The 13,181-nt window shown below is 48.1% G+C and carries 9 protein-coding genes; 4 read left to right on the forward strand and 5 right to left on the reverse strand.

The genetic code is table 11. The features are described 5' to 3' along the window. Window positions 1-150 precede the first annotated feature (150 nt). Complete coding sequence (locus KO518_RS18445; RefSeq protein ID WP_216027321.1) at window positions 151-1,254, forward strand: hypothetical protein; 1,104 nt, start codon at window positions 151-153, stop codon at window positions 1,252-1,254. 5 nt (window positions 1,255-1,259) lie between these two features. Beyond that, entirely contained in the window at window positions 1,260-2,846 is a 1,587-nt protein-coding gene (locus KO518_RS18450; protein ID WP_216027322.1) for a hypothetical protein, read from the forward strand. Between the two features lie 55 nt (window positions 2,847-2,901). Here the strand turns inward: KO518_RS18450 and KO518_RS18455 are convergent, their stop codons facing one another. The 3 genes from KO518_RS18455 to KO518_RS18465 all read right to left on the reverse strand — a co-directional run bounded on the left by KO518_RS18455 (window position 2,902) and on the right by KO518_RS18465 (window position 6,136). Next, window positions 2,902-4,014, reverse strand: coding sequence for a hypothetical protein (locus tag KO518_RS18455; protein WP_216027323.1), 1,113 nt, complete (start codon window positions 4,012-4,014; stop codon window positions 2,902-2,904). Window positions 4,015-4,075: 61 nt separating this feature from the next. After that, window positions 4,076-4,741 carry a tRNA-uridine aminocarboxypropyltransferase gene (locus KO518_RS18460; RefSeq protein WP_216027421.1) on the reverse strand — a complete coding sequence of 222 codons (666 nt, stop codon included), beginning with the start codon at window positions 4,739-4,741 and terminating at the stop codon, window positions 4,076-4,078. Between the two features lie 108 nt (window positions 4,742-4,849). After that, on the reverse strand, window positions 4,850-6,136 hold the full coding sequence (locus tag KO518_RS18465) for an alginate export family protein (protein ID WP_252736273.1): 1,287 nt from the start codon (window positions 6,134-6,136) through the stop codon (window positions 4,850-4,852). Between the two features lie 244 nt (window positions 6,137-6,380). Here KO518_RS18465 and KO518_RS18470 point away from each other — a divergent pair, with 244 nt between their 5' ends. Next, entirely contained in the window at window positions 6,381-8,027 is a 1,647-nt protein-coding gene (locus KO518_RS18470) for a methyl-accepting chemotaxis protein (protein ID WP_216027324.1), read from the forward strand. A gap of 141 nt (window positions 8,028-8,168) precedes the next feature. Then, the gene (locus tag KO518_RS18475; protein ID WP_216027325.1) at window positions 8,169-9,770 is read left to right on the forward strand and encodes an L-lactate permease; all 1,602 of its coding nucleotides are present in this window, start codon (window positions 8,169-8,171) and stop codon (window positions 9,768-9,770) included. Between the two features lie 37 nt (window positions 9,771-9,807). On the opposite strand, the gene KO518_RS18480 is transcribed toward KO518_RS18475, so the two are convergent. Both KO518_RS18480 and KO518_RS18485 read right to left on the reverse strand, forming a co-directional pair. Beyond that, window positions 9,808-12,132, reverse strand: coding sequence for a GH92 family glycosyl hydrolase (locus KO518_RS18480; protein WP_216027326.1), 2,325 nt, complete (start codon window positions 12,130-12,132; stop codon window positions 9,808-9,810). Window positions 12,133-12,173: 41 nt separating this feature from the next. After that, on the reverse strand, window positions 12,174-12,887 hold the full coding sequence (locus tag KO518_RS18485) for a FadR/GntR family transcriptional regulator (protein WP_216027327.1): 714 nt from the start codon (window positions 12,885-12,887) through the stop codon (window positions 12,174-12,176). Window positions 12,888-13,181: the final 294 nt, after the last annotated feature.

Consider the following 13,181-nt stretch of genomic DNA (forward strand, 5'->3'; position numbering starts at 1 on the left):
ATAACGGAAATCGTTTTTAGCTGATTGATTCACATTGTTTTTTCACGTTTAATGACTTAAACATCTATCACTCGATACTTTCGATTGTGTCTTACCGATACTCAAAGTAGTTGATTGACGTCGTACCTGAATTTTTGAAAGGAGTCATTTATGAGTTTAATGCAAGACTATTCGAGCCTTCTCACTGGTATCGCTGAACAATACGAAGACTGGTCGGTAACTGACAATTCTCCGTTAACCATCAGTCGTCAATCAGAACACAACATGCTGCCCCTCTCTATCAGCGTTTATGGCGGCAATACCAAGGCGCATTTGTTTTTCAACTTGTATGACGATGGCCCGTTTACCGCACTAGCACAAAAAGTCCTTCAAACTCAGGAAGAAGAAAAAATTCAGCAGGAAGACGAAGACTCCGGACTGGTGATCATTATAGACTCTGACGGTTTTGCCGTTGTATACGACGCCACCGAAGTGAGCCCGGAAGAATTTGCTACCCAATTCGACAGTATTACTAAAACCGCCGACCACCTGCTTATGCAAATTGTGGGCGATGCTCACGAATCGACGAAAGATCTGTCTGACACTCCGAGTGACAAACCCAGTGCAACTTACCCAGCCACTCAGCAGCGGGCTATGGGTATTGACGATGTGGTTAAACAGTATTTCACAGAGCTGAATTATAAGCATAAACACGATGAAGCTAACAAGCGCTTCATTTTTGGTTTTAATACCGACTCATACACGAACAGAAATAATGCTCAAAGCCTGCAAATTGTCATTGATTACTCCGACGATGACTTACTGCGTTTTGAAACCCCATGGTTATATGAGTTCGACCTGGAGAAAACTAAATATAACCTGGTTGCCAGCGCTGTGGCCTGGTTCCAGTTTGAATACAAATTCTTGTCGATGTCGTTAGACCCTGCAGACGGTGAATTGAAGATCAGCATTGACATTCCGCGGGGCAAAGGTGTTATTCACACCTCACAAATTAAACGTATCGTGTCATTTATTCTGCAATTCAGCGAAAGCAGCTATGATGAGCTGTTCAAAACGCTGTTGACCGACAGTGCAGAAGCCCAGTCAAAACTCAACGCACTTATTGAAAAGCATAAGAACAAGGTGGCGAACCGCGATTGGCGCAAATCCATAGAAGACAAGCTGGACAGCCTGACCGACGAACAAAAGAAGGCCATAGAAGCCATTCTGGCACAAAACGAAGAAGACAGTGGTAGTGGTAAAGGCGGGATCTAACAAGTATGGAGAACACTACAAAAATAACAAATGCGAAGCCATTTGCTTGGATAAAACGCGCCCTTTTCAACCCCACCAGTGAATTGATCGTACTCACCCTGCTTTTTGGCAGCCTGACGTTTTATGTTTTCTGGCTCACCATTTACTGGCAGCTATTGCCCACTGAGCTGGTTAGCCCTTTCCTGTCTCAGGAAGACACGGGTTTGTTCGACGCACTAGGTGGTTGGGCCCTTGGGTTTGCCGGGGCATTGGTGGCCATTCGCATTGCTGGTGTGGCTGCGCAAATACAGGAAAATGATTCCGTCAGTGCCCACGTTAAAGCGATGGAAGCCGAGGTAACTCTGATTTCTGAATACAACTCTGCGCTTATCCGGGCGATATCTGATGCGCGGCGCGCGTGCAGTGCCGTATTGCTATTTGCCAAAGACCTCAGCATTCAACAAACAGAAAGGGAAAATCAACACCTTTACAACCCATCGCCTTTTATCAGGAAACGAAACATTTCCCCAAATAAATCGCGGGAAGCTATCCCAGAAGTTGGATCAGATCACCTCGCCCAAACCATTAAACAATGTTTTCAAGATTTTACTTATCACGCTTTCGAAGACAAAGAGCAGATGCTTCAAACTACGCTGGAAGCGCGGCTTGATCACCTGGTGCAGACCATTGAGCGATGCTTTCAGAATTCCACCTACCGCAGCGTTATTGTGGAGCAGAAAACATCCAACGGGCAGGCCAAGAATCAGAAAAAGTCCTTTATCGAATCTATTTTTGAAGAACTGGCTAATAACGACGCGCCGTCTGGCAAGGACACGCCATCTGAGCAGGAAGACAGGCCTAATGACAAAACCCCTTACAGCGACAAGCTTATTGATATCCTCCATTTGGATACGCAGTTTTTCGACATTTTGAACATTGTTGACGGCTTTGGCTCAGGTAACTTTGGCATTGGATTAATGGAGCTTCGCAGCCTGGATTTAATTGAACATTACCGCAAAGATTTAATGTTCTTGCTCGACAAAGAGAATGAGCAATTCGACAGTAAACCACCTGAAAACAACGAGACTAAGATTGCCGAGTTGAAAAAGCGCTTTCAGATCCCCGATGCGTCGTGGCTGTTTTTAGGCATGTTGTTGTACCGCTACAAATTAGAGAACAGTGGTGTGACCTACAACAGCGGTATCGTCTCACTTTCACTAATTTTGGGGTCGCTGCCAACGGAAGACTCAGTAAAGGCACGCCTTAAGGCCAAAAAGGAAGCAATAGAAAAACCTTATTCACGGCAGGGAAAGCAGGTATTGGAAAACGAAATAGAAGCCATGACAAAGCGTGTTTACTATTTACGTAGCGCTGATCTTTCTGACCTTACACATCTGATGAAAGCGTGTTGCGCCAAACCCGACTACCTTACCGTACTCACGGCCAGCAAAGGGGTGAGTGAAGAGGCTACCTCAACTTTGCCACGACAGGATGCCGAGCGAGGTAAAGAAGGGGGCGCAAGCGGACGTCCACAGGACTCAGCGTCAGAATCAAAGACACCGAACAATGATATGGAAAAATCCTATGGCAAAAGTGACTTGAAGGATAACTAGCTTTTCATGCGCCTTCACCCAACAGCAGCAAGAACAGGGGTTGGGTGAAGCGACATCACGAAATCAAATCATGCATCCAATTAAGCGACGGCAGTTGTCTGTCAGGTTGGTAGAACAAGCGATTCAGCCTGCCTAAAAAATTCACAGAACGGCTTGGGTCGTGGGTTTTCACCCTGTGTTCGCTTTCCGTCAGCATAAACTCCCAGGGCTGCAAATCCATGGCTTCAATTTCATCATTAGTGACACCCATGGCAGTTATCGTCGATAAAATGCGCTCGGTTTTGCTTTCCGTAAGGGGTATAAGCGTGTTGCCGTACAAGTCTATTAGCGGCGCATTTACTGCATTTAAGGTATGGTTAATGGCCGCCCATACGGCATCGTGATCAAACTGCCAGTCGCGGGGCGCATAATACCCTTCTATTTCCCACTCCAATTCGGCGTTACTCACCGCGATGGAGCTCTCTGCTTCCGGCGCGTAGGATAAATCTGGCCGGGCACCAATGTTGTAGGCATCGACACTCATGGCCACGGCAATGATCAAATCGCCGCATTCTGCTTTGTTGCGGTACAAAGCCTCAAAAGCAGCCCGCTTTACTCCCATCCAACCGTGAACCCGGGCGGGTTGCTCAATAAAATGACGTACATCGTTAGGCAAATCTTCCCCATACCTTTCTATCATAAGCGGCAACGGGCTTTGCTCTGGTGCTTCGTCTGGCATCCACACTTCATATTCCTGACGGTTATCAGCCTTGCCACGGCTCTTAATGCCGTAAGATAAGTTAACCGGTCGGCAGATACTGCGATCTTCATCTACCCGGTGAAAGTACTCTGAACGCATGCGTTTGATAAATGGCGCATCAGCGCCCGCCAGGGCAGCGGTGGGATACCGATAGCCAATTTCACTGTGTGTGACAAGGGAAAAACCGTCAATAGATTCTGCCAGTTTAGCTTTGACACCTTTTAAATCAGTAACACGGGGCAACACGATACTGCGCTCAGGCTCAATAGTGAGGCGTTGTCCATCTTCAGTGATAAATTTCGGGGTTTTATGAAATTCATAGCCAGTGACACCTAATGCCTGAACAGCGTTATTGCGGTACCGGCTCATGTCGCTAAAAAGCGCTGTGTGATTACGGATATGTTTAAACAGTGGACGATAGGGCTGCATATAGGTCATCCTTGTGTTTCATTCATCTCAGTGTGCCACAAAGCATTGCCGTGAAGGAAGCCTATTCGGGGTGTCGTGCCTTACTGTGCGGTTTCCCCATCAAATACTGGTGTCGAAAGTGTTCAAAGTAAGACCGCAACTGCTCTGCCGCCACGTCCTCTCCGGCGAGCTTCAACACTTCCACACCCACTTCAGCAGTACAAAGCTGATGAGCATGGGCCGCTTCCCGCAGAGCGTAATCGGACGCGACCTCAGGTTGAATACCCAAAACCGGAAATGTTTGTAAATACGCACTTTTTCTGAACATTCTCCCCGCCTCGCGCCAGGTGCCGTCCAGCATAATGAAAAGTGGAATTTTGCTTTCGTCCTCCGGTACCTCGTGTATTTGTCTCTCTGCAGGCGTGTTGTCGTGTGGAAAAATAATGATCGGGGCATAGACGGGGTTTTGCAGCAACGCGAGCAGTGACGCCTCAGGCTCGGTACGCGACCAGCTAAACGCGTAGTTTTCTTCTGCCACGTCGGCAATTAAACGCCCGGTGTTGGTGGGCTTGTAGCACTCACCTTTGGCCATTAAAAACACAAACGCGCTTTTCGCTACCGGAGTCGGGCGCGCAGCACAAATACAGGTATTCTCTGGCAATAAACACCCTTCGCAGCGCACAACCCGACTACCCCGGGTAACAAATGGTCGGGTTGATTTCGCCAGTTCTCGCAGGCGAAGGGCCATCACAGAATTGTGCAAAGTGTTAATCCACGAAGTGTGTCGAAGGCGTGCAGTGTACCTAAGGGCAAAAGGGAATTCGACAAAGATTCGGCAAACTCCCCTGCCCAGGCATTAAAATGAGTACATAAACCCGGTGTAGGCATACATGGCGTCGTCCGGGTAAGCACCGCTTTCAAGGGCGTCGCCTTTTGCCAGATACGCACCGCCAAACTCCAGACGCAGTGGTTTCATCGCCTGATAGCGCCAGCGCACTTCTAACTGATGGCCGAGAAAATCGTCTTCGCCAGCTGCTACGTTTTGTAACCACAAGCCTTTGTAACCCACCATTATATTGTGGAGACTGCCCAGCTTAGTCACACTTCTCAAGCCCGGCGCCAGTATGTTACTGCGGGGGAAAGTCTGGTAAACATCGGTAGGGCCATAATCAAATCGGCGCAAACCGTAGAGTGAATCAAAGGCGTTAATTTTGTCATCGGTAGCGTCGTCGTCACCGCTGGCGGCATCGATTTCTGCCCGTACGAACGTAGTGTCTGAAATTTGCTTTCCAATATGAGCATGGACCATCCAGGCTCTGACATCGCGATCGGTAGTATCTGACGCAGACGAAGACTGCCGGGCTGTACCGGTTTGACCTATTGCCTCAATATTGCCCTTCCAGCCTGCAGCGAAGCTTTTTGAATAGTCCACAGACAAGGTGTATAAATCGCGATTTTTGGTAGCCAACTCTGGCGAATCGTCTTCTTTCAGCCAATAGCTGTGTATTTTCCACGCCTTGTCGTCTGACTCAGCATACACACCAAAAAACTTGCGGTTGCTATAGCTCTTATCGAAAGCCCGCTCGTTACTATCAATTGAAGCGGCATCTGCCGGAAAACGGGAAACGGGCTGCAGATAGAACCCTCTTACGCTCCAGTCATACCAGTTGGTGTCGACCAATGCGCCTTCAAAGGTATTGGTTGCGTTGCGATACCGGGTTCTGGCCATCAGACGACGACTGCCGTGGTCAAGCGTAAGGCGTCCTGCGGTAATGCGTTCGACATGCTTGCTGATCCCTTTGTAACTTATGAAAAATTGTATTGGCTCCAGGGCATTTACCTGTGAAGACTTCAGTGTTGGGTCGTTATCGTCCAGAAAAGCGCGAGAATCTTCTATTTCCACGGTGGCGTTCCAACTGCCATAATTCGCCTCGCCCTTTAAGCGAATGCGGGTAGAAAGCCGGTTGTTGGTTTTTGGCCGCGCTTCTTCGGTGGTGGGGAAAATGGGATTGTTCAGTGTTTCGTAACGCGCCCTCACCGAGCCGCTGTAATCCAATTCAAGCTCTTCTGCTTGAAGCGATGCGCCAGGCGCCATTGCAAGGCCACCAACTACTGGCAGCGCAACAATCTTCGATATACCCATTAAAAAACCTTTTAAACAATGAAAAATAAATTCTGTGGTGTACGTGATAATTATAGGTGCTATGTCGTAATAACGCGCTACTCCTTTTGTTGGGTTTACGTATTAGTGCACCGTTGTGGGTATTATCACAACGCACTAAATTGGCGCAAAGTAGACTCGCGCAACGTAAAAACATCAGCTATTTTAAAGTGAGTAAACAGTTGTGAATGTCTGGCAACATCAATTTTTTTATTAAGTGGAAGCTATGCTCAATTTCGATAATATGACAGTGCGTAAAAAGCTGGCAGTACCTACAAGCTTTGTAGCTGTACTCATACTTATAGTCAGTTTTATCAGTATTTCGAACGGCAGATTTTTGTCTCATAACACCAAAACCCTGTCTTCAATATTTACCCAGTCGTTGAGTGCTGCATTAAATGCTGACCGTGATTTATACCAGGCGCACGCCGCCTTTCTCGATTTGATGCTAGCTGCACAGCTCGATCAGTCCAAGTTATCGGCATCGCTTATTTCCGACTACGAAGAGAACGTACAGCAAGCCAAAGACAGAATGGAACAGGTGCTTCGCCTGACAAAGGATTTTCCTTCTGTGACAGCTCAGTCGGTTTCATACAAGCGGGATTTTCAGAGTTGGGAGGCTGCCAATTCCAAGGTATTGGCACTGGTAAAAGCCGGAAATATTACCCAAGCGGCCAATGACTATCACAACGTAGGTATGCCCCTGTTTGAAACGCTGCGCGGCAATTTCGACCGCGTAGGTGAGGAAGTGAAACAGCTCGCAGATAATATGACCCAGTCGAATCTTCGCTCCAGCGACCAGCAAACCGTTTACCTTGTTATTGCCATTGTTCTGGCGGTACTGGCATGCTTGGTAACTATTGTGGTGGGCCCGCGCCTTATTACCAAACGCATCCACACCTTGCGGGATATGCTCGATTCCATCAGCAAAGGCGAGGGAGATCTGACGCAGCGGATAAAAACCACGGGGAAGGACGAAATCACCGATGTTGCCCGTGCATTCAATGCCCTCATGGACAATCTTCAGCGTCTTATCTCACTGATTAAAGAAGACGCTATGTCGTTGACTGAGGCAGAGAAAGCCATGTTAGCGTCATCTAAAGACGTGACCAGTATTGCTTCAGAACAACGTGATAACCTCGACCAAATTGCCACAGCCGTCAATCAGCTAAGCCATGCTCTAAGAGAAGTAGCCGACAACACGCAAGTGGCCCTTGGCGATACCCAGGCCGCAAATGAAGATGCCAGTAATAGTCAGGAGGCGGTGGCTTCTTCCGTCTCCACAGTAACAGAGACCTCCAAAGCCATAAATCACGCCAGTACTGTCATTCAAAAACTTGAAATGGAAACGAAACAAATTTCCTCCTTGCTCGAAGTCATTAGCGGCATTTCAGAACAAACCAACTTGCTGGCACTGAATGCAGCCATCGAAGCTGCCCGCGCCGGTGAGCAAGGCAGGGGCTTTGCCGTAGTTGCCGACGAGGTGCGTTCACTGGCAAACCGGTCGCAGCAAGCCACCACAGATATCAACGAGATGCTCATCAACTTAAACAAAGGGGTTGCGGAGGTAGTAGATGCCATTGAAACGGGCTCATCGCAAATGGCGGATGTTGTCGATATATCAAATACGCTAAATGACAGGCTCAATCAGGTAACTTCCTCAGTGGTCAGTGCCAATGACCGCATTTACCAAATTGCTGCAGCAACAGAAGAACAAAGCCAGGTAGTGGATAATCTCAATCAAACGGTATCTGCATTAAATTCCCTTAGCCAGCAGGTGATGAAAACCATAGAGACTTCAGGCGAAGCCAGTGCGAGTGTCAGTTCGGCCTCTCAACGTATTGAAAGTAACGTAAACCGTTTTAAGGTGTAACCTTTGGGCAGCGGCAATGCCCGCTGCCATCTGCCAAACAAGTGTTTCAGCAGCTTTGTTTGTGTTTTACATTTCCCTTTTATCCCGCTTCGTTAATTGACATACTGATATAACGTATCAGCCATTCGCTCTTTCCACGCCATGCCCTCAATACTCTTTGCCTATTTTCCTATCGTATTGCTCGTTGTACTAATGAGCAAAAAGAACAGTATGGCTGCTAGTCGGGCCCTGCCTCTGTGTGCTTTTGTCGCGTACCTGGTAGTCATTTTTGCCTGGCACTACAACCTTACGTGGGTGAACGCCAATGTGTTGAGCGGGCTACTTACTGCACTGACTCCCATATCCATTATTGCCGGCGCGATTTTTCTATTTAAGTGCATGGAAGTGACCGGCGCACTAAACACTATCCGCGCCCGACTGAACCGGGTTAGTCAAAATCCGGTGGCGCAACTGATGATCATTGGCTGGGCGTTCGCATTCCTTATTGAAGGAGCCAGTGGTTTTGGTACACCCGCGGCAATCGCGGCGCCCATTTTAATGTCACTGGGTTTCCCAGCCCTCAGAGTTGCTGTGTTTTGTCTGATCATGAACAGTATTCCGGTGTCTTTTGGCGCCGTAGGCACGCCTATTTGGTTTGGGCTCTCGGTGGTGGATCTCAGTGCACAAGCACTCTCGGAGATTAGCGTAAAAGCGGCTGTCATAAACACCGTTGCTGCGCCCTTTGTGGTATTCGCCGGACTGGCTTTTGTGGTAAGACCGTTAAACCTGTTGTGGAAAAACGCCCTATTTGTGGTGTTGTCAGTGCTTTCCTGCACCTTGCCCTACCTGCTACTCAGTATGGTAAGTACAGAGTTTCCCTCGCTCATCGGTGGTGCCATTGGGCTGTTCATCACATTGGTGCTGGCCCACTACAACGTTGGCTTGCATTGTGTCGAAATGTCAACAACCCAGCACCCCAACAGCGAAAGCGGCGAGCTGTCTCTGATTAAAGCCGGCTTCCCCCTTTGGGGCACAGTAGTAATGCTCATTATTACCCGCATTCACCAGTTCGGAATAAAGGGTATTTTGCAGGCCACCTCACCGTCGGCTGACCTTTCACTGGGTTATCTTGGTCAGTTTAGCGTAAGCGCTTCACTGGTTTTGTCTCTGAAAGGTATTTTTCATACTGCGGCGAACTGGCAGCACAGTTTGTTGTATGTGCCATCAATTCTCCCTTTTCTGGTAATGGGTCTGGCTACGCTTTGGCTTTATCGGGTAAAAGAAGCCGGCAAGGTTTTTGCTGATACCGCTGTCAGAATGAAACAACCCGTTTTAGCGCTCTTTGGCGCCCTGGTGTTTGTAAACATAATGATGCTAAGCAATAACACAGACAACAACAGCGTGAGTGCGGTGGAGCAAATCGGCAAGCACCTGGCGTCACTTACCGGCTCAAAGTGGGATTTTTTCGCCGCCTTCCTCGGCGCACTGGGGTCTTTTTTCTCTGGCTCTGCCACCATATCAAATTTGACCTTCGCAGCCATTCAGGCGTCCATTGCCTCTCAACTGGGGCTGTCGGTAACCACTATTCTGGCCATGCAGTCAGTAGGCGCGGCCATGGGCAATATGGTGTGTATTAACAATATTGTCGCTGTAACCTCCATTTTGGCCCTCAATAAACAAGACGGCGAAATCTTAACAAAAACAGTTTGGGTAATGCTGCTGTATGGCACCATTGCCGGAGTGAGCGGGGTACTATTTTTTTAGTCCCCGCACATCATTCACATTACGCGGCATCGATCAACTAGTGGGAAGCAGGTTGTGGTCCCATTTCCAGCCGTAAGGTGCCTCCAGAAGTGATTTCTTCATGGGTAAGATAGAAGCGATCCAACGGTTTGCCATTTAGCCATGCTTTCTGAATGTAGCGATTTTCGTCACTGTTATTCACCGTTTCAATCACAAAGTGCTCACCAGAGTAATAATCGTCGCTAAGGGCAATATCGATGCGATCAAAAATAGGGCTGCCAATTTGATAAACCGGGTTAATACTGGCACCGCCATCTATCTGGAATAACCCAATTTTCATCAATACTGACAACGAGCCCATTAACCCTTGATCTTCGTCGCCATTAAAGCCAAATTCCGGTGACAACTTAGCGTAAACGTTGTTGATGACTTCCCGAGTCCAATACTGGGTTTTAGCGGGTTCATCAAGGGCGTTGAAAATAAACGCCGTTTGCATCGAAGGCTGATTGCCGTAGTTTATTGGTATGCGACGATACTCTTCGTGAGTTTCCTTGTCGTGAGCAGTGCCAGACGTGAACCCCAGCCTGGCGGCTTCTTCAAACGCAGCGTTAAGCTTTTCCGCCGCCATCGCTTTACCGCCCATGAGTTCAGCCAGGCCAGCTATATCGTGAGGAACATACCACGTCATTTGTGCGGCATTAGACTCAACAAATCCATGCTGGTATTGATACGGGTCAAACGGTGTTTTCCACGCCCCATCCACATTTTTTGGTCGCATAAACCCACTTTGAACATCGTAAAGATTTTTGTAGTTCATTGCGCGTTGGGCAAACTCTGTTGCATCAGCGGACTTACCCAGTGCCTGTGCAAACTGACTCAGGGTGTAATCCTGATAAGCATATTCAAGGGTTTGTCCGGCGCCATCCTGATGATACGCTTTGCTTTTTTCAGGTAGTGGATAGGGCACATATCCCGCTTCGATATAGTGACTCAAGCCCCCTCCAACAGCGGTGTCGTGCTCATATCCGGCTCGGGCCATAATGCCACCTGGCAAGTGATTTTTCTTCAACGCTTCAAACGCACTCCCGGCGTCAAAATCCCGAATGCCTTTCATGTAGGCACTAACAATAAACGGCGTGGAGGACGCCCCCGTCATCACATAGGTATAGTTCCCGCCCGACGGACCGCGAGGTACCATGCCGCCGTCTTTGGCCATCATTAACATGGAATTGGTAAAGTCAGATACCACTTCCGGATAGGCTAACGGCCACAGAGTTTGAATTGTCCACTGCGCGCCCCAGAAGGAATCAGAGTTGTGATGGCTAAACGCCGGCTCACCATTTTCATCCAGGGGTATCTGGCCAATTCTCCGGGTTTGAGCAGTTTGATCAGAATATCGTCCATCGGCGTCAGAAATGGTTCTGCGCCCCTGTAGTGCGTGAAATAAATCGGTATAGAAGCGCTGACGGGTTTTCTCATCGCTCCCCGTCACTTGCACCCGACTTAACCATTCATTCCATTCTTCACGAGCGTCTGCAACAGTTCCGTCGAAATCCCAACCAGCTAACTCCGATGCCATGTTGTTTTTGGCCCCGGCTTCATCAACGTAAGAAATAGCCACTTTCATTTTGATTTCATTGTGCTTAGCAGTGCTGGTAAGCAAAACTGCGGTATCGGTTTCGCTCACCGCCATAGGCGAATCGGTTTCAATATAAAAGAACACCGGTGTGGGCCTTGGACGGCGAATAGTGGGCGCATTAATAACTGAACCTGAAAATGCCGTTTCTGATAGTTGTGTAAAATGCCCTTTTGACAAGGCCGATGGACCAAATTGTCCGTCCATATCAAGCAAAATTTGACGCGGCGTGGACGAAGACGTGGGGAAGGTATAGCGGTGAAAGCCAACTCGTTTTGTAGCGGTAAGCTCAGCATCAATGCCGTAGCGGTCTAACGTGACCTTGTGATAGCCCGCTTTCACGACTTCGTTATCGTGGGAAAAAGGCGAGAAGTAGTCTTTTTCTATGCTGCTGATATTGCTATTTTGGGATACAGGGAAAACGGATAGCCCCGCCAACTGCCAGGCATGAACGTGATTAAACCCTTTTATTTCTTCCGTGTTATAGCGATAACCGCTTCCCCATGCACCGTTTATTTCCGTATCAGGGCTGAGGTTAACCATGCCGAAAGGACGGGTTGCTGAATTAAAGTAAAACCAGCGGGAATTGGCAGAATCGAGCCACGGCCACACTAAATCAACCGGCTCTTGTTGTACCCCGACTTCGGCCGAAGCTGGAACCGACATTTGCACTTCATTCGCCTGCTGACACCCCATCATGGGAATTGTCATCACCAGCGCAGGGATTAGCTGTTTGCTTAACTTCATATGCTTACGTCCTATCAAATCGTACTGTGTCTTAAGATGCGTTAGTCTTCATCATCCAGTTTACAGGCGGAGAATTCGTGAATAACGTGCTGAATATGTTGCTGCATGGCAGCTCGGGCACGCTCGGGGTTTCGCTGTTGGAGTGCATCGATAATTTTATCGTGGTCCGACACCACAGACGTGGTGCCCCAGTTTCTGATCAGCGTATCGAAGGTTTTATTCATTTGTGAGTGGCTTTTTAACGACCACAGCCAACTGATAATCTCAATAATGCTGGCATTGCGTGTAGCTTTTGCAATCAATTCGTGAAACTGACGGTCTACATTGTGCATCTCGCCCAAATCCTGATCTTCCAGCATTTGCATTGCTTTTTGAAACGCCCTCAGCTGTTCAATCTCTTCCACCGATATACGCTGCGCAGCCAGGCTTGCGGCCTCAGATTCGAAGTGTAGTCTGGCTTCGAGAATTTCAAAGGGACCGGGTAGTGTTTCATCTGTGCATAGCTCGTGTTGCTCGAAGGTATTTGCCATGTACACGCCCGAGCCCGGGCGAATTTCAACAATGCCATTGACTTCCAGAGCGATCATGGCTTCCCGTACCGACGGACGACTGACATTGAGTTCCTCCGCGAGGGTTCGCTCTGAAGGCAACTTATCACCGGCTTTGAGCGCTTCGCGTTGGACCCGCGCCATAATGTGCTCGGCGACTTGCAGATACAAACGTTTCGCTGTTGGTTGCTGGACTATTGGTAACATTTTGCAGTTTCTTTTTTCGCAATTTAACGGCTTTCAACAGGCACTACCAATCTGGTAAGGCCAAACAAATAAAACATACACGTTCAAATTTTACAACCATTTATTTACATAACCAATTCACAAATCAAATAAAACCTTTAAAAACAAATGAAAAATACTATTATTCAATGGTATAAATAGTATCACTGTCTGGTTAATATTTGCGAAATCACTATCACAGCACAACTAAATTGTCGCGAAAAAACTGTTTAAAGTGTAAACCACCCCAAAATTGGTATTGCCAAAACAACAAAA

This window comes from Aestuariibacter sp. A3R04 (genome assembly GCF_018860805.1).
In the GTDB taxonomy this organism is placed as follows: domain Bacteria; phylum Pseudomonadota; class Gammaproteobacteria; order Enterobacterales; family Alteromonadaceae; genus Alteromonas.

Excerpts from the sequence above, each read along its gene's own strand:
- KO518_RS18485 (WP_216027327.1), bottom strand. The coding sequence starts at position 12,887 with ATGTTACCAATAGTCCAGCAACCAACAGCGAAACGTTTGTATCTGCAA.
- KO518_RS18445 (WP_216027321.1), top strand. The coding sequence starts at position 151 with ATGAGTTTAATGCAAGACTATTCGAGCCTTCTCACTGGTATCGCTGAA.
- KO518_RS18470 (WP_216027324.1), top strand. The coding sequence starts at position 6,381 with ATGCTCAATTTCGATAATATGACAGTGCGTAAAAAGCTGGCAGTACCT.
- KO518_RS18455 (WP_216027323.1), bottom strand. The coding sequence starts at position 4,014 with ATGCAGCCCTATCGTCCACTGTTTAAACATATCCGTAATCACACAGCG.
- KO518_RS18475 (WP_216027325.1), top strand. The coding sequence starts at position 8,169 with ATGCCCTCAATACTCTTTGCCTATTTTCCTATCGTATTGCTCGTTGTA.
- KO518_RS18450 (WP_216027322.1), top strand. The coding sequence starts at position 1,260 with ATGGAGAACACTACAAAAATAACAAATGCGAAGCCATTTGCTTGGATA.
- KO518_RS18460 (WP_216027421.1), bottom strand. The coding sequence starts at position 4,741 with ATGGCCCTTCGCCTGCGAGAACTGGCGAAATCAACCCGACCATTTGTT.
- KO518_RS18480 (WP_216027326.1), bottom strand. The coding sequence starts at position 12,132 with ATGAAGTTAAGCAAACAGCTAATCCCTGCGCTGGTGATGACAATTCCC.
- KO518_RS18465 (WP_252736273.1), bottom strand. The coding sequence starts at position 6,136 with ATGGGTATATCGAAGATTGTTGCGCTGCCAGTAGTTGGTGGCCTTGCA.